General features: G+C 44.7%; 21 protein-coding genes and 2 tRNA genes. 13 read left to right on the top strand and 10 right to left on the bottom strand.

Annotation, left to right across the window (positions count from 1 at the left end):
* Window positions 1–301 precede the first annotated feature (301 nt).
* Window positions 302–424: a hypothetical protein gene (locus tag LYNGBM3L_RS48550; RefSeq protein WP_267872010.1), complete on the bottom strand. Its 123-nt coding sequence runs from the start codon at window positions 422–424 to the stop codon at window positions 302–304.
* Window positions 425–443: 19 nt separating this feature from the next.
* Here LYNGBM3L_RS48550 and LYNGBM3L_RS10290 point away from each other — a divergent pair, with 19 nt between their 5' ends.
* From LYNGBM3L_RS10290 to LYNGBM3L_RS10280, 3 genes are read left to right on the top strand one after another with little or no spacing between them, the layout of a single operon-like run.
* On the top strand, window positions 444–671 hold the full coding sequence (locus tag LYNGBM3L_RS10290) for a hypothetical protein (protein WP_131826849.1): 228 nt from the start codon (window positions 444–446) through the stop codon (window positions 669–671).
* Window positions 672–700: 29 nt separating this feature from the next.
* Window positions 701–2,857: an AAA family ATPase gene (locus LYNGBM3L_RS10285; protein ID WP_008182068.1), complete on the top strand. Its 2,157-nt coding sequence runs from the start codon at window positions 701–703 to the stop codon at window positions 2,855–2,857.
* 41 nt (window positions 2,858–2,898) lie between these two features.
* The gene (locus LYNGBM3L_RS10280) at window positions 2,899–3,489 is read left to right on the top strand and encodes a hypothetical protein (RefSeq protein ID WP_008182065.1); all 591 of its coding nucleotides are present in this window, start codon (window positions 2,899–2,901) and stop codon (window positions 3,487–3,489) included.
* 103 nt (window positions 3,490–3,592) lie between these two features.
* On the opposite strand, the gene clpB is transcribed toward LYNGBM3L_RS10280, so the two are convergent.
* From clpB to fghA, 3 genes are all read right to left on the bottom strand, one after another.
* Complete coding sequence (gene clpB / locus LYNGBM3L_RS10275) at window positions 3,593–6,220, bottom strand: ATP-dependent chaperone ClpB (protein ID WP_008182063.1); 2,628 nt, start codon at window positions 6,218–6,220, stop codon at window positions 3,593–3,595.
* A 468-nt stretch (window positions 6,221–6,688) separates the two neighbouring features.
* Entirely contained in the window at window positions 6,689–7,435 is a 747-nt protein-coding gene (locus LYNGBM3L_RS10270) for an MBL fold metallo-hydrolase (protein ID WP_008182061.1), read from the bottom strand.
* Window positions 7,436–7,705: 270 nt separating this feature from the next.
* Window positions 7,706–8,557 (bottom strand): S-formylglutathione hydrolase, encoded by an 852-nt coding sequence (gene fghA, locus LYNGBM3L_RS10265; protein WP_044492587.1) that lies wholly within the window; start codon window positions 8,555–8,557, stop codon window positions 7,706–7,708.
* Here fghA and LYNGBM3L_RS45625 point away from each other — a divergent pair.
* From LYNGBM3L_RS45625 to LYNGBM3L_RS10250, 4 genes are all read left to right on the top strand, one after another.
* Window positions 8,444–8,689, top strand: a complete 246-nt coding sequence (locus LYNGBM3L_RS45625) for a hypothetical protein (RefSeq protein ID WP_165691799.1) — start codon at window positions 8,444–8,446, stop codon at window positions 8,687–8,689. The genes fghA and LYNGBM3L_RS45625 overlap by 114 nt on opposite strands.
* An 8-nt stretch (window positions 8,690–8,697) precedes the next feature.
* On the top strand, window positions 8,698–8,970 hold the full coding sequence (locus LYNGBM3L_RS10260) for a glutaredoxin family protein (protein ID WP_008182053.1): 273 nt from the start codon (window positions 8,698–8,700) through the stop codon (window positions 8,968–8,970).
* Between the two features lie 108 nt (window positions 8,971–9,078).
* Window positions 9,079–10,599 carry a UDP-N-acetylmuramoyl-L-alanyl-D-glutamate--2,6-diaminopimelate ligase gene (locus tag LYNGBM3L_RS10255; RefSeq protein ID WP_008182052.1) on the top strand — a complete coding sequence of 507 codons (1,521 nt, stop codon included), beginning with the start codon at window positions 9,079–9,081 and terminating at the stop codon, window positions 10,597–10,599.
* 104 nt (window positions 10,600–10,703) lie between these two features.
* Window positions 10,704–12,140 carry a DICT sensory domain-containing protein gene (locus tag LYNGBM3L_RS10250; protein WP_008182048.1) on the top strand — a complete coding sequence of 479 codons (1,437 nt, stop codon included), beginning with the start codon at window positions 10,704–10,706 and terminating at the stop codon, window positions 12,138–12,140.
* A 19-nt stretch (window positions 12,141–12,159) separates the two neighbouring features.
* Here the strand turns inward: LYNGBM3L_RS10250 and LYNGBM3L_RS10245 are convergent, their stop codons facing one another.
* Window positions 12,160–13,890 carry a sensor histidine kinase gene (locus LYNGBM3L_RS10245; RefSeq protein WP_044492597.1) on the bottom strand — a complete coding sequence of 577 codons (1,731 nt, stop codon included), beginning with the start codon at window positions 13,888–13,890 and terminating at the stop codon, window positions 12,160–12,162.
* 302 nt (window positions 13,891–14,192) lie between these two features.
* Here LYNGBM3L_RS10245 and LYNGBM3L_RS10240 point away from each other — a divergent pair, with 302 nt between their 5' ends.
* The 3 genes from LYNGBM3L_RS10240 (at window position 14,193) to LYNGBM3L_RS10230 (ending at window position 17,908) form a co-directional block, all read left to right on the top strand.
* The gene (locus LYNGBM3L_RS10240) at window positions 14,193–15,377 is read left to right on the top strand and encodes an NAD(P)H-quinone oxidoreductase subunit H (protein WP_008182046.1); all 1,185 of its coding nucleotides are present in this window, start codon (window positions 14,193–14,195) and stop codon (window positions 15,375–15,377) included.
* A 362-nt stretch (window positions 15,378–15,739) separates the two neighbouring features.
* Complete coding sequence (locus tag LYNGBM3L_RS10235; RefSeq protein ID WP_008182045.1) at window positions 15,740–16,084, top strand: hypothetical protein; 345 nt, start codon at window positions 15,740–15,742, stop codon at window positions 16,082–16,084.
* A gap of 555 nt (window positions 16,085–16,639) precedes the next feature.
* Window positions 16,640–17,908: an MFS transporter gene (locus tag LYNGBM3L_RS10230; protein WP_008182044.1), complete on the top strand. Its 1,269-nt coding sequence runs from the start codon at window positions 16,640–16,642 to the stop codon at window positions 17,906–17,908.
* Window positions 17,909–17,917: 9 nt separating this feature from the next.
* Here LYNGBM3L_RS10230 and LYNGBM3L_RS10225 read toward each other — a convergent pair.
* Window positions 17,918–17,991 (bottom strand) — tRNA-Arg (locus LYNGBM3L_RS10225).
* Window positions 17,992–18,066: 75 nt separating this feature from the next.
* Between LYNGBM3L_RS10225 and moaC the strand changes: the two genes are divergently transcribed.
* The gene (gene moaC / locus LYNGBM3L_RS10220; RefSeq protein WP_008182043.1) at window positions 18,067–18,561 is read left to right on the top strand and encodes a cyclic pyranopterin monophosphate synthase MoaC; all 495 of its coding nucleotides are present in this window, start codon (window positions 18,067–18,069) and stop codon (window positions 18,559–18,561) included.
* Window positions 18,562–18,663: 102 nt separating this feature from the next.
* Here the strand turns inward: moaC and moaB are convergent, their stop codons facing one another.
* Window positions 18,664–19,185 (bottom strand): molybdenum cofactor biosynthesis protein B, encoded by a 522-nt coding sequence (gene moaB / locus LYNGBM3L_RS10215; RefSeq protein ID WP_008182042.1) that lies wholly within the window; start codon window positions 19,183–19,185, stop codon window positions 18,664–18,666.
* Between the two features lie 92 nt (window positions 19,186–19,277).
* On the opposite strand from moaB, the gene LYNGBM3L_RS10210 reads away from it, so the two are divergent.
* Both LYNGBM3L_RS10210 and LYNGBM3L_RS10205 read left to right on the top strand, forming a co-directional pair.
* Window positions 19,278–19,556 (top strand): 2TM domain-containing protein, encoded by a 279-nt coding sequence (locus LYNGBM3L_RS10210; protein ID WP_008182041.1) that lies wholly within the window; start codon window positions 19,278–19,280, stop codon window positions 19,554–19,556.
* Between the two features lie 238 nt (window positions 19,557–19,794).
* Complete coding sequence (locus LYNGBM3L_RS10205) at window positions 19,795–20,109, top strand: DUF3181 family protein (RefSeq protein ID WP_008182040.1); 315 nt, start codon at window positions 19,795–19,797, stop codon at window positions 20,107–20,109.
* Window positions 20,110–20,245: 136 nt separating this feature from the next.
* Here LYNGBM3L_RS10205 and fba read toward each other — a convergent pair whose 3' ends face one another.
* The 3 genes from fba to LYNGBM3L_RS10190 all read right to left on the bottom strand — a co-directional run.
* The gene (gene fba / locus LYNGBM3L_RS10200) at window positions 20,246–21,325 is read right to left on the bottom strand and encodes a class II fructose-bisphosphate aldolase (protein ID WP_008182039.1); all 1,080 of its coding nucleotides are present in this window, start codon (window positions 21,323–21,325) and stop codon (window positions 20,246–20,248) included.
* Between the two features lie 542 nt (window positions 21,326–21,867).
* A tRNA-Lys gene (locus LYNGBM3L_RS10195) sits at window positions 21,868–21,939 on the bottom strand.
* Between the two features lie 66 nt (window positions 21,940–22,005).
* A partial coding sequence (locus LYNGBM3L_RS10190; protein ID WP_044492596.1) for an aldose epimerase family protein occupies window positions 22,006–22,483 on the bottom strand: 478 nt, incomplete at its 5' end.

The raw sequence follows: 22,483 nt of genomic DNA, 5'->3' as shown, positions 1-22,483 counted from the left end.
GCGCAAGGCAATAGGCATGCTAGCAATAGCTGATTATAATAGCTTTTGCTGCTTTTATAAATGTCAAACACCTTAATGCGTAGTGCTATAGCAGTCGCCAGGGTAATTAGGACATGACAAAAGTCTCAAACTACAGTTTGGCTTGAGTTTAACTTCTGACTTCTGACTTCTGACAAATGACTTCTGCTATATATCAGCTATCAGCTCTCAGCTTTTGAATAAGCGATCCAGTGGCCTCACGGGGGTTTCCCCCACTCGCGCTTGGGATCAAGACAACAAGTAAGCATTGGTTTAATCTCTGTTACGTCGGCTGACGGCTGACGGCTGACGGCTGACGGCTGACGGCTGACGGCTGACGGCTGACGGCTGAGGGCTGAGGGTCACACCCTAAGCATTCAGCTCTCAGCCTATGGGCATAGGGCATATGGTTACATGACTAATTAATGCGATCGCTAATGAAAGACAATGATAAATTATTTGAGCAACTGAAAGATCAAGCCATTGATTCAGACCATGAGCAAGGTTTGATAGCCCTTGGTGAGGAATTGCTCAAAGAGTTTGATAGCGGTTCATCACAAGGGGTCACTGATATGGCTCGTTATCGGTTGGAAAAACATCGAAGTGCTTACAAAAAAGCCTACAAAAAACTGATGGCTACCATTGGTCTATGAGCAAGAGAGTCTGATGAGGAACAGTGTCTATGGAAAACTATCGACTGGTATCAGTCAAGATCAAGGGGTTTAGAGGCTTTCCTGAACAAGCGGGAGAACGGGAATTTCGCTTTGATCAAGCCTGCACATTAATTGTAGGAGCTCAGGGGGGAGGTAAAAGTAGTACCCTGAATGCGATTGAGTGGTGTCTATTTGGCAAAGATGTCGCTAATAAAAGTGCTACTAAAATTGAAGAGCGCAAGAATTGGTTAGTGAAAAACCAATCGTCAAGGGAGACTAGTGTCGAAGTTATATTTGAAGGGAATGAGGAAATACTAAAGGTATATCGGAGTGACCGCAAACGTCGTGGTAATCCCAAGTTTTACTATCAGATTAATAATGGCTCGTATCAGGAAGATGAAACTGACTTGCGGGTGCTACTGGGTCTAGAATTGTCTGACTACATGAGTTGTGTCTACCTACATCAAGAAACTATCAGTGCGCTACTGATTCAGGAACCAAAAGAGCGCAAAAATGCTCTGGATCGCCTCATGGGTTTGACGGATTGGCGCAATCTCTTGGATGGAATTAAGCGAGCTAAAGCCCAGGAAGAGTTTAAGAAAATTGATCAAGAGTTTGGTCAGATTATCAGCAAAATTGAAACGGCAAAAGCGATTAAGGAAAATGACTTAGGTCTAGCAGAAGAAGAAGCCATTTTTCATGATATTCCGCTCAGCCAATTATCCCTAAATGGAGCAAAAGCTATTTGCCAAGGGGTTGAAAATGCAGTTGAGAATTTTGCCAAAGACTATGGATTGCTGGTGCCCTCTTTACCAAAATACCAAACTACTGATGATTTGGAAGGATTTGTAGATGGTGGTAAGGAGGCGATTAAGCAATTACGTAATGCTCAGCCCGACTGGGAACGGCAGAAAGAATTGCTGAATCAGCAAAGTGAATTAAATCGTTTGAAAGCTAATGTTGAGACCAAGGTTATGGAACTCAACCAAAAAGAAAACGAGATTCACCAACTGGAAGCTCAATACGGCATGCTACCAGAAATTTTGGCAAAAAAAAATCAAATTGAACAAGAAGAGTTACCGGCTAAGCAAGGGAGTCTAAATACTATCAACAATCGTGCCGGTATCATTATCCAAACCCTAAAATTTCTGAAGTCAGTACAAGAAGATCAAGCCCAAGATTGTCCCGTTTGCTCTACACCAATTAATCCAGTTCAGTTGCGTCAGGAATTAGAATCCTGGCAGCAAGACATGAAGTTACAGCTAAAACCGATTCAGAAGGAGATTCGGGAATTAGAAACAGCAGTAGAGGAGTTACAGAGACTGATTAAAACCTTGGAGCGGTTGCAACGGGAACGATTAGATAAGGATAAGGGATTACAACAAGCAAAAAATGCGATCGCAGTAGCTTTAGAAACAGAAATTAATGACTCTGTTAACGCTCTTGCTCTGCTCAATCAAGCCATTACTGAAGTAGATCAAGAATTAGCCAGGATTCGCACCGCAGTTGAGCAAAGTAATCAGCGTATCGATAGCATTGATCAAGACTTGGAAAACATTAAACGGATTATTACTGTCTTGCGTTATCGCCAAGAGGTAGATAATTTGTTTTCCATTCAAGATTGCCCTGACTATAAAGAAGTTGAAGCAGCAAAAGCTGACTTGGAAGCCTTCTGTGACCGATTGTTGACTATTGGTGAAGCTGTACAGGAAGTGCTAGGAAACTCAGCTAAAGAAAAAATCGATGCTACCAGAGCAGCAATTTCTAGTATCTATCGTCAGCTCGCCCATCGCAGTGACTTTCCAGATATTGAGATTGACCCAGAAAAATATGAAGTGATGGCGGTGGGATATGGAGAGTCAGAAGTTGCCTTACGACTGTTGAACAAGGGTGATATTAATTGTGCTGCTTTGAGTATATTTCTAGCCCTAGCAACTTCAGAGCAATTGACTCATAATATCGGTTTCATGGTGCTAGATGACCCGTCGCAAAATCTCGACCCAGTCCATAAAGAACGATTGGCTCAGGTGTTGGATCAGGTATTGGATAAAAAGCAATTGATTATTGCGACTTCAGAAGATGATTTCGTCGAGCAGCTGAGTTTCAAGCTAACTAAGCCCAACAAACTATACCGATTGGGACAGTGGACACCAACTCGTGGACCAACTATCGAGGGTAATGGGTAATAGAATTTAGAATTTAGAATTTAGAATTTAGAATTTAGAATATGGATGCATCAACATTCAACCATTTAACCACCATTCAACAACACCTAAATAGTCGCTCTAGAAAAGATAATGGGTTTGGCAAAACTTGCCAGATTTTCCTAGCGATTACCTTCTGTCGCTTGGGTTTTCAGGTAGAAAACTATTCCTCTCAAGGTGTAGATATCGATAGTTGGAATCACCCCTACTTTCCTAATCTTTCCATTGAAGTAAAGACCACCACCAAGCATACGGTGACACTAGGACAGAAGGATGTGGATGGCTTGAATAAAAAAGCGAGAGAAGGATATGAACCTATCTTTGCGGTTTTGAGATTAGAGTTATTGTCAAATTGGATTATCGCTAAAGCCAAGGGAATTAAGGCAGGTAATCATCCTGTAGGGAGACTACAAACCTCAGTAAGGGCAATTCCAGAACTGCAAGATCAGGTGAATCAGGAATTCCCTAGGGTTGTCAATGACTATGGCGCTATAGTATCAAGTATTCCAGCTGAGGAAGTTCTCACTGATTTGGATAAGTATTTGGATAGGGAGAGACAAAAAGTATTGCCAAAAGGAAGTGTTATGGCGCTGCATGCAGAGCATAGGTTTTAGGGTTAGGGTATATTTTTGGCTCTAAGCATTCAGCTGATCGCTGATCCCTAATGGCTGAATGCTTAGGGGTATAGCACACAATACCCTTCAACCTTTCTACCCTTCAATTGGACTCACTGAGCAACAACTGAGCAGGCAATCGCTGAAAGGAAAGCCGTTCATTGTTGACATCCACAAAGATAGTGTCCCCATCATTAAATTCACTCCTGAGAATTCCTTTAGCAAGAGGAGTTTCCAACTCCCGCTGAATAGCTCGCTTTAGGGGTCGTGCTCCAAAAACTGGATCGTACCCTAAATCTGCCAAAAAGTCAAGAGCTGCATCGGAGAGTTTTAGGGACATCTTGCGCTCTGCTAACCGTTGCTCTAAGCGCAGGGTTTGCAGCTGGACAATATTGCGCAACTGATGTTTTTGCAAGGTATGGAAAATAATCACCTCATCAATCCGATTGAGGAATTCAGGGCGGAAACTAGAGCGCATTGCTTCCATGACCCGACTCCGCATTTCTTCATACTTGGAGTCATCCCCAGCTACATCCAGAATATACTGGGAGCCAATATTGCTAGTCATGATAATAACGCTATTCTTGAAATCTACGGTATGCCCTTGAGCATCAGTCACTCGACCATCATCAAGGATTTGCAGCATGACATTAAAGACATCCGGGTGTGCTTTTTCGATTTCGTCAAATAGAATTACGGCATAGGGACGTCTACGGATAGCTTCGGTTAACTGACCTCCTTCTTCGTAACCCACATAGCCTGGAGGAGCACCAATCAGTCGGGAAACGGTATGCTTTTCCATATACTCAGACATATCGATTCGCACCATAGCCTCTTCGGTGTCAAACAGATAGGCTGCTAAGGCTTTTGCCAATTCTGTCTTACCCACACCGGTAGGACCGAGGAAAATAAAGCTAGCGGTGGGACGATTGGGGTCAGCTAATCCCGCACGCGATCGCTGAATAGCATCGGCAACAGCAGTAACGGCTTCCTCTTGACCAATCACCCGCTTGTGTAGTTCTTCTTCCAGGTGCAGTAGCTTCTCTTTCTGAGACTCAACCAGCTTACTAATGGGAATTCCAGTCCACTTAGAGATAATTTCCGCAATGTCAGCTTCTGTAACTTCTTCCCGCAGCAGGGATTTACTACTGGTTTGGTTCTCGGCTAGCTGTTGCTCAACGGCTGCCAGGGATTTTTGCAACTCGGCTAACTTGCCGTATTTTAACTTAGCGGCTCGGTTGAGGTCATAATCCCGTTCTGCCTGTTGAATTTCTACGTTAACTCGATCAATCTCTTCCTTAATCCCCTGAATCCGGTCAATCACATCTTTTTCTGATTGCCACTGGGCATTCAAAGTACGCTGTTCTTCTTTAAGATCAGCCAGTTCTTTTTCGAGTCTTTCCAGCCTTTCGATGGAGGCGAGATCAGTTTCTTTTTGTAAAGACAACCGTTCCATTTCCAGCTGGATAATTTTGCGGTCAATTTCATCGAGTTCTTCTGGCTTGGAAGTAATTTCCATTTTTAGCCGTGCTGCCGCTTCATCCATTAAGTCAATGGCTTTGTCTGGTAAAAAGCGATCGCTAATATACCGAGTAGACAAAGTAGCTGCTGCCACTAAAGCACTATCGGCAATTTTTACCCCATGGTGAACTTCATACCGTTCTTTAAGACCTCGTAGAATCGAGATAGTATCAGCTACACTAGGCTGGTCAACATAGACCTGCTGGAAGCGTCTTTCGAGTGCTGCATCTTTTTCAATGTACTTGCGGTACTCATCGAGAGTAGTAGCACCGATACAGCGCAATTCACCCCGTGATAACATTGGTTTGAGCAAATTTCCCGCATCCATTGCTCCTTGAGAAGCACCAGCACCGACAACGGTATGGATTTCATCAATGAACAGGATAATTTTGCCTTGGGAATCGGTCACTTCTTTTAGTACCGCTTTCAGGCGTTCTTCAAACTCTCCCCGAAACTTAGCCCCAGCAATCAATGCGCCCATATCCAGAGCAATCAATTGTCGGTCTTTGAGGGATTGAGGCACATCACCGGCTATAATCCGTTGTGCCAAGCCTTCAGCAATAGCAGTTTTCCCAACACCAGGTTCCCCCATCAGCACTGGGTTATTTTTAGTACGGCGCGAGAGAATTTGAATCGTGCGCCGAATTTCATCATCTCGCCCAATAACTGGGTCAAGCTTTCCCTCCCGCGCCGCCTCTGTCAGATCACGTCCATATTTTTCCAGTGCTTGGTATTTGCCCTCTGGATTTTGGTCGGTCACTTTCTGATTCCCTCGAATGTCAGCAATGGTAAGTTTAAGCCTATTTTCATCTAGTTTAAACTCCTGGAATAATGACTTACCAAAGCGGTCATCTTTCAGATAACCGAGGATCAGATGCTCAATGGAGATATAATCGTCCTGGTATTCTTTACGATAGGACTCTGCTCGGTCTAGCAAGCTATTCATGCTGCGTCCTAGGTAAACGGAGTCGCTATTACCAGAAACCTTAGGTTGCTTTTTGATAAAGGATTCCGTTGCTTCCCTTACCCGTTGCACAGACACTTCCGCTTTGTTCAGAATACTGGTAGCGAGTCCATCTTGATCCAGCATCGCCTTCATCAAGTGTTCGGTTTCGATTTGTTGTTGCCGTGCGGCTTTAGCAACATCTTGGGTTTGTGCGATCGCTTCCCAGGCTTTTTCGGTAAACTGGTTAGGGTTACTTGGTTGCATCTCTAATCACTCTTTCCTCTAACTGTTCACAATTCTAAAAAAGCCAGTGCGATCCCATAGATCGGTCTTCACGTCTTCTTTTTGGGATATTGCCGTCCTCAAAGCCAGCTAAGCTGGTTTTCATTTAAATTCTATTGTTTTGACAGCAGGGGAGCAGGGGAGAGGGTTTGACGGTGTTTTTTCCAAGGGATGTAGCGCGGTCTTGGGGAGGCAGTGCCTTCATCCGGGGGTCTCCCCCACTCGCGGTCTGCCGTGGTTTCACCCACTCGCGCTCTGCAAGAGACTGAATAATAACCAATTTAAATGGGCAACAGCTTAATAACCCAAGTTGCTAGTTACAAAATGCTGTTTCCAATGTGTAATAACAGATAAAAATCGATAATTGCTGCTATTAATCCTAGATGGTTAATGGTTTGAATTTCGGCGTTGGTTAATCATTCCATTATTAAGCAACACCGCTTCTTGAATTTATCTAGCTGTATCAAGTAGGTGATTGAAATCCTCACGCCAGCTATCGAAGTCAGTAAAAAAGTTGAAGCCACATACAACCTCAAGGGATCTCTCGGAAACAATATCTAGTATCCGTGATGCACGTTTACGGGTTTTGTCTTTTGGTCCAAAGGGGTTGAATTGCATACTAGACCCTGGAGGGAAGGCATAGTCACCAATAAACAAGACCAAGTCATAGATATATATCATGAAGCCCGGTGTATGTCCACCAATATAGAAAGCTTCAATGCCATGCTCGGTGAAGTCACCATAAATTTTGTTGTCAATCGGAAATTGCTCGGCAAGTGGATGCTCAGCATCGTTAACGTGCAGATAAACTTTAGCTTCCCATAAATCACGATACTGGTTGGATGCACCCATGAAATCTTTATGGGTAAAGTAGATAGCTTCTACTGGCTCCAAGTCTCGATTGAATGCTGATGGACAATCAATCCATACCGCACCACTATCCGTTTCAATGCGATAAGCAGCATGCTCCATACCAAGACGAGGCACAGAAATCAATTGTGTAACGTAGTTATTTATCTGGTGTGGGGTCACTCGATAGGTTTGCTCTGCCTCATCCCAAGTAACGAATTTGTCATGGCGTGCTCTACAGAACGGACAGACATCAGGCATTTCACCAATCATGTTATAGCCACAAACGGTACAAACCCACTGCTGATGGTTCACAGTTGAAGCCAACATTTCACCTTCATTAGCCATATTCAGAACCTCAATGTACTGATGTTGACATTAATTTGTTTTTATTTTCCTAGTATTTACAAGATTTATGCGCTTAGTTAATGAGTTTTTTTTAACAACACATTATTCTAAAATCTGTATATTATTCTAGGATTTGCAGAAATAAAACTGGGTTTAATAGTTATAAATTACCAGTTTTTTTAGAGTTTTTGATTAACCTGAATAGCAGAAGTATTGTCCACACTTCCAACCTCGACTTTTTCAGCAACCAAGGGATTATCTCAATTTTGTTCAATCCAACAAAGCCTCAGCATGATGGCTGATATGGTCTTTTATAAAGGTGGCGATAAAATAGTAACCATGGTTATAGCCGACCTGGAGACGGAAAGTCAGGGGCTGATCTGCTTTTTCACAAGCCTTCTCAAACACCTCAGGGAGCAACTGCTGCTTCTCATAAAAGGGGTCAGCGGTGCCTTGGTCAATCAAAATTGTATGGTTATAGTTGGCTGTCAACACCAGTTCGCTGGCATCGTAAGCTCGCCATTGCTCTTGGTCTGTCCCGAGGTAATTGGTGAATGCCTTCTGACCCCAGGGGCTGCGCATGGGAGCAGCAATGGGAGCAAAAGCAGAAACAGATAGGTACTGCTTTGGGTTTTTTAAGGCACAAATCAACGCACCATGACCGCCCATAGAATGACCAAATATACCTTGTTTCTCAACTTGCGTGGGGAAATTTTTGGCAATTACCTCGGGTAACTCATGGACAACGTAGCTATACATTTGGTAGTGAGCTGACCAAGGTTCAAGAGTGGCATCTACGTAAAAACCAGCACCAGACCCCAAGTCCCACTCATCGTCCTCACCTGGAATTCCTGTATTCCGAGGGCTGGTATCTGGAGCCACCAACATCAATCCATACTTGGCTGCAAATCGCTGAGCACCCGATTTAACCATAAAATTCTCTTCCGTGCAAGTCAAACCTGACAGGTAATATAGAACTGGAACGGATTGCACTTTCGCCTGGGGGGGTTGGTATACGGAAAACCCCATCTCGCTCCTACAAGTCTGAGATTGATGAGTGTAAAAACCTACTGTACCGCCAAAGCAACGGTTTTCGGAGACGAGGCGAAGGTCTGTGGACATGGGGCTGGTTCAAATGGACGTACCATGAAGGCGAATGTGGCTGTCCAGCATTTTAGCGTTTCTCCAGCTATGTTTGCCGAAGCTGCACTTATCTTTACTAAACTATCGTCTAAATCAACAATTTTCAACTAACTTGCCTGATGGAATTAATTCTTTACAGTAAACCCGGTTGCCATCTTTGTGAGGGATTGCTTGAAAAGCTAGAGATGATTGAAGGGTTAACCTTTAAGCTAGAGGTTCGAGACATTACCAGTCGAGAGGATTGGTTCCAATCCTATCAGTATGAAGTGCCAGTACTATGTATCAACCACTTTGGTCAGGAACAGCTCCTGCCTCGCCCCTCTCCTCGTGCTAGCGTTGCACAATTGCAGCGAATGTTACGGAAATATTTCCCTGTTAGTGAGCCAAAATAGGCGATACATCAGGTTGACGGTTTGACGGTTGACGGTTTAACGGTTGACGGTTGACTGGTGGCTGTGATGATTCGGTAGATCTTATAGTGTCATTTGGTGCAATAGATTATGAAGCTAAGGGAATTATTAGCCAAAATTGCCAATATTGTGGAAATTCCTAGCCCCGAGGGTCTTGATGTAACGGTTACAGGCATCTGTACCAATTCCCACGCCTGCCAACCAGGAGATTTATTTATCGGGATGCCAGGCACTAGGGTAGATGGTGGAGAGTTCTGGGAAAGTGCGATCGCATCTGGGGCAGTAGCAGCGATAATTTCTCCCCAAGCGGCTGCCAAACATCCCCCCCAGGAACTTTCACCGGAAACAGGAGTTTGTGTAATTGCTGCCGATGACATGACCACCGTGTCTGCTCAAACTGCAGCAGCCTTCTACGACTACCCAGCACAGAAGCTCAGGCTGATTGGAGTCACGGGTACTAATGGCAAAACTACAACTACCCATCTGATTGAATTTCTGCTCGCTCATAGCTCTAGTCCTATCCCCACAGCACTTTTGGGTACCCTCTATGCCCGTTGGCCAGGTTTTGAGCAAACAGCAAGCTACACTACACCATTTGCAGTTCAATTGCAACAACAGCTCCAGTTAGCGGTCAAAGCAGGTGCCCAAATGGCAGTGATGGAAGTTAGTTCACACGCCTTAGCCCAAGGTCGAATCCAGGGCTGTCCGTTTGAGGTGGCGGTGTTTACCAATCTCACCCAAGACCATTTGGACTACCACCAGAACATGGATGATTACTTCAGCGCTAAAGCTAAGCTGTTTAGTTCCGACTATCTCAAAGGCAGGGCAATTATTAATGCTGATGACTCCTATGGAGAGCGGTTAATCCAACAGTTACCAACTGAGCAAGTCTGGAGCTATAGTATCCAAAACCCATCCGCTGATTTCTGGACGAAGGACTTAAGCTACGAGCCAACAGGGGTTAGAGGAATTATGCATACTCCAGTAGGAGAGGTTAGCTTTAATTCGCCCCTAGTGGGTCAATACAATCTGTCTAACTTGCTCGCAGCAGTAGGAACAGTTTTAGAGCTGGGTTTGGATTTAGAATTAGTAGCAGCAGCCTTGGCTCAATTTCCAGGAGTGCCAGGGCGGATGGAACGGGTGCAAATTCAACCGGAACAGGATATTAGTGTTATTGTCGATTATGCCCACACCCCAGATAGTTTGGAAAACTTACTAAGGGCATCACGACCCTTTATTGAGGGCAAGATGATTTGTGTATTTGGCTGTGGTGGCGATCGCGATCGCACTAAGCGTCCTAAGATGGGGAAAATAGCGGCTCAGTTAGCTGATGTTGCTGTAGTCACCTCGGATAACCCTCGCACCGAAAACCCAGAAAGCATCTTAGAGGATGTTTTAGAGGGGATTCCTCAATCAGTGGAACCAATGGTAATTTGCGATCGCGCTACCGCCATTCGGACTGCCATCTTGCAAGCAAAACCGGGGGATGGAGTTTTAATTGCTGGTAAGGGTCACGAAGATTATCAAATTCTGGGCACTGAAAAAATCCACTTCGATGACCGAGAGCAAGCCCGAGATGCTTTGATGAGTAGGCTACAGGTTATAGGTTAGCAAGTTGACAGCTATTTTAGCGGGCAGGTTGTAGATTATCACATGGAAGGTCAACGTTTAAGCTTTAACCAAACCACCTTTAACCAAACCACCTTTAACCCTAAATGAACCTGCCACCTAATCCAGAATTGTCTCTCTACCAGCTGGTTTTAGAGACTCTTGCCTCTCCCGAGTCTCTAACAATCACTCCTGTCACCCTGAAATCGCTAGTCAGAGCAACCTTTGACCTGCTAATTCAGCAAAACATTTCAGCCACAATTTTGGTCAAGCCACAGGGTGAGGGCTGGCACAGAGAAATAAAACGGTATCAACAACAGGTTGATTTACCCAAAACAATTTATCTGTGCCACTGTTTAGGAGATGACTGGAAAAACGGAGTTAACCTCAACAGAGATTCTCAACTGTTTTCCCTACCGTTGGAGACTGAAACTCAACTACAACAGGAGTATTTCTTACTGATTCTCGGTGAGAACTATAGTAGTTTAATTGTGGCTTGCCAGCCTGATCTATCGGAATCTGACAATCTAACTGATAGTGAACTCAGTCAACCATTGTTAGCTGTTTTTACCCTTGAGCAATCAGTAATTCGGCAGTTTTTACAGGGGTTAAGTACAGTTATTGGGAGCAATACAGCAGACCAACTCAGCCATTGGGAAACCCTTTTAGCTCCCCCAGAAACACTTAATAGTACACTACTAACCCAGTTGTTGCTTAAACAAGTACAACGTACAGAAGAAATTGTTCAGAATACCCTGGCAACACAGCCAATCGGGGAGACTAACCCATCTCCCCCATCACCGCCAGCAGTTCCTGAGTCGGTTGTGGTAGGGAAGAATTCCTTATCAAAGGTCGAGCCTTATATGAGTGATGAGATACTTCAGCGAGTGGCTCAGGAATTACGGACACCCATAACGAACATGAAAACTGCCCTGAAGCTGCTCGATGCCTCACAAATGAAGCTCGCCCAACGCCAACGCTATATTGGGCTTCTTTATAAAGAATGCGATCGCTTAAATTCCTTAGTGGCTGGATTACTAGAACTGGTTCAGCTAGAGGGTGACCCCCAAACGGATCAAACCTTGCCGTTGAAGCTAGCAGACATTGTTCCTGGTATTGTCAGCACCTATCAACCCCTTGCCCAAGAAAAAGGCATCCAGCTCGGCTACACAATTCCCGCCAATCTCCCCTCAGTCTTGTTTTCAGAGGTGGGCTTGAGGCATATCGTGATTAATCTGTTGCACAATAGTTTAAAGTTTACTCCCGCTGGCGGTAAAGTTAGAGTACAGGGAACTCGTAAGGGCAAGTATGTTCAGCTGATATTTAGTGATACAGGTATTGGCATTGCTGAAAGTGACATACCTAAGATTTTTGACAGTTTTTATCGGGGTAGGTCAACACCTAGGGAAGACCTTGGTGCAGGGATAGGTTTAACCATTGTGCAACAGTTATTACAACGGGGCGGTGGTTCAATTGCAGTAGTTAGTCGATTCGGGCAAGGCTCCCAATTTAAAGTGCTGCTACCAATTGCCTCTGAAACTTAAAAAATCGTCGAGGTAATGGTTAACCAATCCCAGGCAATGGTGTCTTAGCCAGGTCAGCTAACGGTAAAAATACTGTCATCACCTCACCCTGTTGGGGTCGTTGCTTAACAATTAGTTTGCCCCCCAACGCCTGGAATAGATTTTTGGTCACATTCAAATTCAAACTGATACTACCCGTTTCTGGCTGGAAAGTCAGCAGCTGACCAAGGGACTTCAATGTCGGGCAATGGTCGTCAGCAATTGTTTCGTGATTAATCTGAGACTGGAATTGTAACTTCAGCTGGTTTCCAGCAGGTGTAACCTGTAACTGGATGTGACCCCCTGTTGGAATAGACCGGGTGAAATTTTCCATCAAGCCAGTTAGCACCTGATCTAGCAAGGCGGGATGACTGACCACTGTTGGCAACTGTTGCGGTAAGACTACATCTAGGGTTAAATTACGTCGCTGTGCTTGTTTTTGCCAGCGGGGGATGCTGTTGTGAAAAACCCGAGCCAGAGATATACAGGTCAGGCTAACAGGGGTTTGCTTGGCTGCCGTTGTTTCTAATTCTACTGCCCGGAAAATCAACTCCATGCGGTTGATTTGTTCGCTACACTCATGGTCAATAATTTCTATACGCCGCATGACTTCTGGAGGCAAGTCACGACGTCTAAGCAGTAGTTTAGTCAGGGTGTGAATTGTAGTTAGGGGTGTCCGGATTTCATGGGTCAGAGCTCGGAGCAGCTCAACGTCAGGTGTAGCTTCAGAATTTTCTTTTGGGTGAACAGCAGAGATTCTAGGAAAGCCTCGCGCTTCATTTTTCACCAATCGTTGCCAGTTAGGCTCCTGTACTTTCTGTTTCTTGGCAAAGGGTGTACTAGAAGACCCATTTTGTGAGTGACTACCAGTTTTGACCCTATCCCTCTGATGCTGAGGTTGTCTTGGCTGAACCATTGTTGACTCGGATATTGTAACCGGTATAGTCTGGCTCAGTTCTACTGAAGGCAGTTCTGGTAAATTCTCCAGAAGCCCACGACCAAAGTTCATTACAATGCGGTAATCGGGGGGCTTTGGCACAAATTTTTCCATTAAAGCTTCCAACTGCTTGAGATGATGAGAACTGCTCAGTAATAGTCTATGGCGCAGTGATGCCCAAACATGTTGGATATCCTCTGGGTCAAAGGAGAATTGAAAGCCTGGAACGCCAAAGTGGTCTTTCCCAGAGACCATGACTAAGCTAAAGTCTTTAGTAAAAACTAAACAAAACTGCTCGTTAGCTAAGGGGTCTCCTGGAAACAGGGGTAACCTGTAGGTCGTATTTTGTACAAAAGGAGTAGTATCAGGTTGAGCCGGAGGTAGCTGGAAGGGCATAAAAGCCCAAGGATTCAAGGCGTCGTTCGTAAAAATCCCAGTCTCGAAACTTGCCAGTAGCTCTCGATCACTTAAGACTGGAGCAGGACCAGCTATAATTAGTCCTTGCTTCGACGAGTGTTCGGGATTATGGCTTGTTGATCGGTTGCCTGAAACCCCTGGCAACAGCAACTGTTCCAAGGTAGCGATCGCACTTTGCCATTCCCGTTGAGCTTTAGCTGCTGCTGCCCTATGCTTAGGGCTAGCCGCTTCTCTTGTTCTGCGACAGCTAGCACCTACTGAGCAAGTGTCAATCACAGTTGCTTGCTCTACTGAAACAGTAACCTTGTCATCGCTTTCAATTAATTCCTGTTGGGATAAAATTTCACTTATACTTGGTAATAACCACCTTGGCACCACAATCCACCCCCGATGCACAGCTAGTGCAGTAATTCAAACTATCAACTCCTTTGATAAAGATGGTAATGTGATTGCTGATAGTTTAAGGATCGTAGAACCGAACTTCTACGTAGCAATTCCCGTTAACCTAAGCATTGGAAAGAAGGAGCTTAAACAGAAATTAACAGTTTGAATTAAAAATATCAAATTGTTCTTGCATTGTTAGAGTTAACAACATACACTACCTATCTGCCTCTGTTTTGGTAAGCTAATAGCTAGCGGCTAACAGCTAGCAGCTAACAGTTGGGGCAATTAATCAAAATATGGCAAAGATCGAGACCAGAACCGAACCCATGGTGATCAACATGGGTCCCCACCATCCCTCCATGCATGGCGTTCTCCGCTTAATTGTCACCCTAGATGGGGAGGATGTGATAGATTGTGAGCCGGTAATTGGCTACCTGCACCGAGGCATGGAGAAAATTGCCGAGAATCGCACTAACATTATGTATGTCCCTTACGTGAGCCGATGGGACTATGCAGCAGGGATGTTCAACGAGGCAATTACAGTCAATGCCCCAGAGAAATTAGCAGATATTCCGGTACCCAAACGTGCCAGCTACATCCGCGTGATCATGCTGGAGTTGAATCGGATTGCCAATCACCTGCTGTGGCTTGGACCATTCCTAGCAGATGTGGGTGCCCAAACCCCATTCTTCTACATCTTCCGGGAACGGGAGATGATTTATGACCTATGGGAAGCTGCCAGTGGACAACGGTTAATTAACAACAACTACTTCCGTATTGGTGGAGTTGCTGTTGACCTACCCTATGGATGGATAGATAAGTGCGAAGACTTCTGTGACTACTTTGACCCTAAAGTTGATGAGTACGAACGGTTAATCACCAACAACCCTATCTTCCGCCGCCGAGTTGAAGGTGTCGGTACCATTAGTCGGGAAGAAGCCATTAACTGGGGACTTTCTGGCCCGATGCTACGAGGTTCTGGAGTCAAGTGGGATTTGCGCAAAGTTGACCACTACGAATGCTACGACGACTTCGATTGGGAAGTACACTGGGAAACCGGGGGTGATTGTTTTGCCCGGTATGTGGTGCGGATTAGGGAAATGCGGGAGTCCGTTAAGATTATCCGTCAAGCCTTAAAAGCACTTCCCGGTGGTCCTTACGAAAACCTAGAAGCCAAGCGGATGGCAGAGGGTCGCAAATCCCAGTGGAACGACTTCGATTATCAGTTCATGGGCAAGAAAATTGCCCCTACCTTCAAGATTCCCAAGGGCGAACACTATGTCCGTCTTGAGTCTGGGAAAGGAGAACTAGGAATTTTCATTATTGGTGATAATAATGTCTTTCCTTGGCGTTGGAAGATTCGTCCAGCCGATTTCAATAACTTACAGATTCTGCCCCATATCCTCAGAGGAGTCAAAGTTGCCGATATTATGGCGATTCTCGGTAGTATTGACATTATTATGGGGTCAGTAGACCGTTAAATTAGGTTAATGGTTCTAGGTAATAGGCTCTAGGTTTTAGACTAAGCGGGGGCAACGTTAGTTAGCTCCGCCTCAAGGACGGAAGCTCTCAACTAGCCGTCTTTTAGCATTAGCCGTCAGCTATCAGCCGTCAGCTATCAGCCGTCAGCCTTTGGTCTTGGTATTTGGTTGATAGCTGATAGCTGATAGCTTACCATTAGCCTCATATCTAGAAGTTAGGCAGCTAAGATTATCGGCTATTCCTCCTATTCTTTGCTAAACTAGGAGGAATTTTTGATTTTTTGTGAAACTGTGATGTTAAGACAGCATTTAGGGAATTCTAGGAATGTAGCTCCAAAGACTGAATAGTCAACTTGCTGTCTATGAGTGAAAATCCCCCACCTATTAAAGTATTACGTCAGCGCCATGTAGGCTGGGATAAGCCTACCGAGGAAAATCTCAAAACTATTAAAACTATTGAGTTGTTATGGCGTAATTTGTTCGAGGCAATTTTTGATCCCATTGAAGATAACTGGTTAGAGCATTGGGAAAAGCTATACAAAACCATTCTAGAGGTTTGTTCTGATAACGAAGAGCGCCGCATTACTCTAGTCTACCTGAGCAATGTTAAGGATTTGACAAAAGAAGCTAGGGAATGGAAAATGTTGGTGACTTACCTGGAGAATACTAAAGACTGGGCTAGAAAATCGATTATTAGAGGCTCGTGAACCGTAAAATAAAATAGTGAAAATGGTGACCCTTCGCGTAAGCCAAAGGCTTGCTCAAAATTATCCTTGATACAGTAAAACCTGTAAAGGTGCTAACAGCAAGACCCCTATCCCTTCTACAAACGCTTTCGGGAATACTTTTGTGATCATATTAAGCGCTCCATTATGGGCTACCGGTAGCCAAGCTTGACCTGAGTTGTTGCTGCGTTCGCGTAGCGGCTCTTTCAGAGCATCGCAATCCTAATTAATTTGTGAACAATAATAGGTCATGAGATTCTTCCCCCAACCCCGATCACCGCATCACCCGATCACCCTATCTAAGCCTCTGGGCAAAATGTTAAGAAGAGTAAACTAGAGAAGTAGTATAAAGTCCAGTTAATTACTTCCCAAATAGTCCCCGGATTTTTGGCTGTTCGCGCTTTGGCTTACAGGTAATTGTCAATTACCTGTAAGCCAAAGCGCAAATAGTCATTACCCGATAAGGACTATGATGATTAGTCAACCGGATTTTATCTAACTATCTCAAGTGCCAGTTTTCTCAGGATTATAGAGCGCGTGAAAGTTTTTCAGACCCTGGAAGGGCAGCAACGCCAAAGTTTGCTGATTTTATTTACTGTTGGTCTGTTGTTTTGGTCAAGCTTAACGTCTTTGTCGCCAACGCTGCCACAATATATTGAAGACGTGGGTGGTACCAAGCAACAGGTAGGGTTAGTAATGGGTTGCTTTGCCATTGGTCTGTTGCTGTTTAGAAACCCACTGGGGCGTATGGCAGACCTGCGCAGTCGCAAGTTGGTAGTAATTATTGGTACTATCGCTGTCGCTCTAGCGCCTTTGGGCTATCTATTTACCCAGTCGATTAGCCTGTTGATGCTGGTTCGAATGTTTCATGGCATCAGTATTGCAGCCTTTACCATCGGTTATCTGGCTCTAGTCACCGATTTGTCCCCTGTTGACAAGCGAGGTGAGTTAATTGGTTACATGAGTTTGGCAACACCGATTGGTTTAGGTCTCGGACCTGCGCTGGGGGGTTTTCTACAACAAGAGGTTAGCTACACTGTTTTATTCTTAGTGTCTGCAGCTCTAGGTGGGCTGGGTGTGCTGTTAGGGAGTCAGATTCGTGAACCAATCAGGCATGCTAAACAAAAGCCGAGAAAATCAGAATCTTGGTTAAACTCGAGTTGGCAGCTATTGGTCAAACTATGGGAGCTGTTAAGCAGCCCTCCTCTTGGAATTCCAGCTTTGGTCATGCTGTTGTTCGGTATAGTATTTGGAACAAAAGTTAGCTTTGTCTCTCTGTTTATTCGAGAGACTGGTATTAATCTCAATCCAGGATTGTTTTTCACAGCTACTGCGATCGCTAGTTTTGTGATTCGTGCATTAACTGGTCAGGCATCTGATCGGTATGGACGAGGAGTATTTATCACCGCTAGTGTGGTTTGCTATATCATCTCAATGTTGATGATTTCCCAGGCTGAAACCGGAGTTGGATTTTTACTAGCTGGTTTATTAGAAGGAGCTGGCACTGGACTATTCATACCGATGATGACTGCTTTGATGGCTGACCGCTCCTCTGCTGATCAACGGGGTCAGGTATTCGCTGTCTGCATTAGTGGGTTTGATTTAGGGATTGGTCTAGCTGGGCCGATCTTTGGTTATTTCGCTGACCTCTTAGGATATCGAGGGATTTTTTCCTGTGGTGCTGGTATAGCATTTTTGGCACTGATTATCTTTATGACCCAGTCCAACAAAAATTTATCCCGTTCCCTCAGATTTGCCATCGGTCGTGAACGGGATTTATATGCTGTAGATACTATAATGTCTTAGCTTATTAAACGGGCTAGGAGGGATTCGAACCCCCGACACCGTGGTCCGTAGCCACGTGCTCTAGTCCACTGAGCTACAAGCCCTTAACTGCTGCCACTTTTCTGTGGGTCAACAGTTACTTATCATAACACATAGATCAAAAATTTTGCAATACTCTTGTGGAAATCAATCGCTCGCTATCCCATCTCGATAGTCAAGGTCAAGCTCAGATGGTCGATGTTTCTGGCAAAGAGCTTACGAAGCGTCAGGCAGTAGCCGCTGCTCAGGTACGGATGAAAACCACAACCTTCAACACTATCCAAGCTGGTAATGCCCCCAAGGGTGATGTCTTAGGAACCGCTAGGCTGGCTGGGATTATGGCAGCAAAGCAAACGTCCCAACTGATTCCTTTGTGTCATCCCTTGCCCTTGCACAAGATAGAAGTTCAAATTGAACCTAACCCCCAACTACCGGGATACCAGATTCAGGCATCTGTGACTACTAAAGCTGAAACTGGTGTCGAAATGGAAGCACTAACAGCAGTTTCTGTTGCGGCTTTGACCCTTTACGATATGGCCAAAGCGTTGGAAAAGTCTATCGAGATTCAATCGATTCGCCTGTTGAGTAAGACCGGAGGTAAATCCGGGGATTACCAAATCTCAGGGGATTGCTAAGTTAAGGAATCAGCTCAAGTCAAGTTGGGTCAGCACTTAGCACTGATCCACTGAGGCACTCAGTTGCCAATTACCGTTTGAACAGGAAATCTATGGCTCAGATTAGGTTTCTCGCAAACGTGGCATCAGTTCCACAAGATTACAGGGGGAATTTCCCAAATCGAGCTGGTCTTTGATAATCTGCTCCCAACCTGTTCGACAAGCTCCAGAAGACCCAGGCAGACAAAAGATGTATGTTCCGTTAGCCACACCAGCCAGGGCACGAGATTGGATAGTAGAAGTCTTAATCTCTTGGTAGGAAATCATGCGGAAAATTTCACCAAAGCCCTGGATTTCCTTATCCAGGAGGGGTTGAATCGCTTCTGGTGTACCATCTCGACCAGTAACACCAGTTCCTCCTGTAGTCAAGACTACCTGTACGGATTCGTCAGCAATCCATCGGGAAACCACCTCACGGATTTTGTAGATGTTGTCTGGAACAAGAACCTTTTCCGCTAAGTGATGCCCCGCCTGGGTTAAACTCTCAACCAGCAGCTTACCGGACTTATCCGTGGCTTCGGTACGGGAATCGGACACCGTCATCACTGCAATCTTTAAAGGAACAAACTGTTTGGTTCGGATCATCTTCAATCCAACATTAGGTTCTAAAATTAAATTAACTGACTAGGGTTGGTATCAGACCAAGCCGTTACACAACTAAAAACTGACAAATATCTATGCCTCCTCGTTGGCCTCGTAAACCTGATCGACGTGATCCAGCCTACCGTCGTCTAGATGACCGCATGAACTTTGCTGTACATGTGGCAATTTTTGCTGCTTGTAATTCCGGAGTGTGGTTCTTCAAAACTATACAGTATGCTCAATGGACTTGGGCATACTGGTTTACTGGTCTGTGGGGATTGATTTTAGTAGGGCATGGGGTTTATATATTTGCGATCGCAAACTATACCCCCCTGCCTACTCAAGAACCTCCAACCGAATCCCCTCAAGGATGAAATCACCCAAGATAATTGTAGTAATTGATTTTCGGTTGACTGTTGACGGTTAACGGTTGACGGTTAACTGTTGACGGTTAACTGAAAGCCAGCAAATAAACTCGGCTCTTTTAATTCAAGGTGATGAGCCAACTGTTTTGAGGGAAAATTTAAACTTTAAACCTTTAACTTTAAACCTTCAACTTTAAACCTTCCTTAGATATCCCAACATGCAATTAATTAGAAACAGCTAATTACCATGGCTAATCCAACTTCTACAGAAGCAATCGAAACTCTCGCTGCTGAAATTGGCGACAAGGTATATATTGATGTAGCCAAGTGGCATCTTTACCTCAGGGATGCCCATCTACATACCACTTTGGCTGAACAATTTTATCCCCTATTAATCGGTAACACTAATACAATCACAGAAGACCAGATGATGCCAATCCTGCAAAGCATTCAGGTGAAGCTAGGTGGTGGTAAACGGCAAGTTCCCCTAGCAGATTTGCTACCCATGCAGTGTCAGATGGATCTAATCGATATTCTCGAAGAGTATCAAAGACAGCTGTAAGTGTCTGAAAATAGGCAATTTTAAAATAACTAATCACTAATAACAAAAAATTGGGTAACTTGAACAGCTACCCAAATAATTCTGCTTGTTCTTGGTTCACCAAAACAGCAAAGGTTTTCCTGTGAAGCGTGAAAAACTAGGCAGTTACAGCTTTTTTCGCCACAGCACTTAACTCACCGTTGGCATACTTAGTTGCAAAAACATCGATAGTCGCTTGCTTGATCTTGCTAGCATTACCAGCAGTACCAAAGGCTTCGTAACGCTTCAAGCAAACCTGCTTCATATACTTGATAGAAGGCTTGAGGAAGTGACGGGGGTCAAAGTTAGAAGGATCTTTGGCAGCAGCTTCCCGGATAGCAGCAGTAATAGCCAAGCGGTTGTCGGTGTCGATGTTAACCTTACGGACACCGCTCTTAATACCCTTTTGAATTTCTTCAAGGGGTACACCATAGGTTTCAGGAATAGAACCACCGTACTGGTTGATCATGTCAAGCCACTCTTGAGGCACAGATGAGGAACCGTGCATCACCAAGTGAGTGTTAGGCAGACGGTTATGAATTTCTTCAATGCGACTAATGGCAAGAATTTCTCCAGTCGGCTTGCGGGTGAACTTGTAAGCACCGTGGCTAGTACCAATAGCTACAGCTAGAGCATCAACTTGGGTGCGCTCAACAAATTCAACTGCTTCGTCGGGGTCGGTCAATAGTTGGTCGCGAGTCAGAGTTCCTTCAAATCCGTGACCATCTTCTTTGTCACCTTTACCGGTTTCCAGTGAACCTAGGCAACCCAGTTCCCCTTCAACACTAACACCGATAGCATGGGCAACTTTTACTACTTCGGCAGTAACACTGACGTTGTAATCGAAGCTGGCTGGAGTCTTAGCATCAGCTTCCAAGGAGCCATCCATCATCACACTGGTGAAGCCATTACGAATTGCCGAATAGCAGGTGGCTGGGCTATTGCCATGGTCTTGGTGCATGGCAATGGGAATATGAGGGTAGGATTCCACCGCTGCTGTGACCAGATGGCGGAGGAAGTTCTCACCTGCATATTTGCGGGCACCACGAGAAGCTTGTAAGATTACCGGACTATCCGCTTCTTCAGCAGCCTGCATGATAGACAGGATTTGTTCCATGTTGTTAACGTTGTATGCTGGAATCCCGTAGCCGTTCTCAGCTGCGTGATCCAACAGTAGCCGCATGGGTACAAGTGCCATATTATATTCCTCCTAACTTTGTTTGTTAGCTATTCCGGCGAGAAGCCTCACGTCTGACACTCCCTAGTGACTCGTGAACAGAATCGCCAGTCCAGACATGTAAATCTAGTTGCTTCTAGACAGCGATGCAGCGAGGTCTTGGGGGAAACCCCCATGAGCGACTGCATCAAGACAGGTTAATTCTTTAGATAATCTTAAGATATTTTGCAGCTTTTATTCAAATTCTTAATTAGATCATCTAGAGAAAGCTGAATCTATAAAACTTGACAAAAATCCCCAAATATAGAAAATAATCCCCAACCACCCCTGGGTAAAATCTGGATAAACAGTAAAGTATAGGTAGTTTTTGCTATTATTTTTGATAATAGCTCCTAACCTTTCTGATTGGAACAATAATTTAAGCTTCGTTGGCGAGTGCGGGTTCTGACAAGCCCAGGAAGTATCCCTCTTAAACCACAGAGGTGGTCAACTGTTTATCTTGTACCTAGTACCTAGAATTTGTATCGATAGAGATATACGGCTATCTAAAAGTTAGGTCAAAATGGGTCGCCCGGGACTCGAACCCGGAACTAATCGGTTAAAAGCCGAGTACTCTACCATTGAGTTAGCGACCCGGTAAGCTTTTATCAAACATACCTTTACTAAGAATATCACATTGATAAGGAAATGTCTAGGGAAATTTAGAAAAATTTCGCCGTTAGCCTCACCGATGTCTCACTACTCTCTCCGGGAGCTAAGTGAGTTAAATTTTCTCCAGTGTTAAGAGCGTTACGGGGAGCACTCCAAGGTTCAAGGCAATAAAAGTCCTTGCCTTGAACTGTCCAAAATACCAAGGTCGAGTAAGCGTCAGTGTAGGTCAATGCGATCGCTAATCCCCTTTCAGCATCAGTAACACTGGCCGTATTATTACTCAGTTGCCCAAACGATACATCAATTTCATCACAGCTAAAATCAAAACTGCCAGTGAAAGGATGTACTGCTTGAGTTTGCTTCTCCTGATACTCCGATGCAGGAATATCAAACTCCAGTTTAGTTTTGTCAGGTGCCAAGAAGTAGGGATGGAAACCTGTGGCAAAGGGCATCGGTTCAGCGGAATGATTCGTATAGCGCTGATCAATGTCTAGGGTGTTGCCTTTTAATCGATAGGTAAAGGTAACT

The organism is Moorena producens 3L (assembly GCF_000211815.1).
Classification (GTDB): Bacteria; Cyanobacteriota; Cyanobacteriia; order Cyanobacteriales; family Coleofasciculaceae; genus Moorena; species Moorena producens.
Note: the sequence above shows the minus strand (reverse complement) of the source record. Positions and strands in the feature narration are given on the sequence as shown.

What these genes read in the sequence shown, in the direction of transcription:
- LYNGBM3L_RS10240 (WP_008182046.1), top strand. Translation starts at nt 14,193, where the DNA reads ATGGCAAAGATCGAGACCAGAACCGAACCCATGGTGATCAACATGGGT.
- moaB (WP_008182042.1), bottom strand. Translation starts at nt 19,185, where the DNA reads ATGATCCGAACCAAACAGTTTGTTCCTTTAAAGATTGCAGTGATGACG.
- LYNGBM3L_RS10280 (WP_008182065.1), top strand. Translation starts at nt 2,899, where the DNA reads ATGGATGCATCAACATTCAACCATTTAACCACCATTCAACAACACCTA.
- fba (WP_008182039.1), bottom strand. Translation starts at nt 21,325, where the DNA reads ATGGCACTTGTACCCATGCGGCTACTGTTGGATCACGCAGCTGAGAAC.
- LYNGBM3L_RS10250 (WP_008182048.1), top strand. Translation starts at nt 10,704, where the DNA reads ATGAACCTGCCACCTAATCCAGAATTGTCTCTCTACCAGCTGGTTTTA.
- LYNGBM3L_RS10235 (WP_008182045.1), top strand. Translation starts at nt 15,740, where the DNA reads ATGAGTGAAAATCCCCCACCTATTAAAGTATTACGTCAGCGCCATGTA.
- LYNGBM3L_RS10210 (WP_008182041.1), top strand. Translation starts at nt 19,278, where the DNA reads ATGCCTCCTCGTTGGCCTCGTAAACCTGATCGACGTGATCCAGCCTAC.
- clpB (WP_008182063.1), bottom strand. Translation starts at nt 6,220, where the DNA reads ATGCAACCAAGTAACCCTAACCAGTTTACCGAAAAAGCCTGGGAAGCG.
- LYNGBM3L_RS10205 (WP_008182040.1), top strand. Translation starts at nt 19,795, where the DNA reads ATGGCTAATCCAACTTCTACAGAAGCAATCGAAACTCTCGCTGCTGAA.
- LYNGBM3L_RS10270 (WP_008182061.1), bottom strand. Translation starts at nt 7,435, where the DNA reads ATGGCTAATGAAGGTGAAATGTTGGCTTCAACTGTGAACCATCAGCAG.
- LYNGBM3L_RS10290 (WP_131826849.1), top strand. Translation starts at nt 444, where the DNA reads ATGCGATCGCTAATGAAAGACAATGATAAATTATTTGAGCAACTGAAA.
- LYNGBM3L_RS10260 (WP_008182053.1), top strand. Translation starts at nt 8,698, where the DNA reads ATGGAATTAATTCTTTACAGTAAACCCGGTTGCCATCTTTGTGAGGGA.
- LYNGBM3L_RS10285 (WP_008182068.1), top strand. Translation starts at nt 701, where the DNA reads ATGGAAAACTATCGACTGGTATCAGTCAAGATCAAGGGGTTTAGAGGC.
- LYNGBM3L_RS48550 (WP_267872010.1), bottom strand. Translation starts at nt 424, where the DNA reads ATGCCCTATGCCCATAGGCTGAGAGCTGAATGCTTAGGGTGTGACCCT.
- fghA (WP_044492587.1), bottom strand. Translation starts at nt 8,557, where the DNA reads ATGTCCACAGACCTTCGCCTCGTCTCCGAAAACCGTTGCTTTGGCGGT.
- LYNGBM3L_RS10255 (WP_008182052.1), top strand. Translation starts at nt 9,079, where the DNA reads ATGAAGCTAAGGGAATTATTAGCCAAAATTGCCAATATTGTGGAAATT.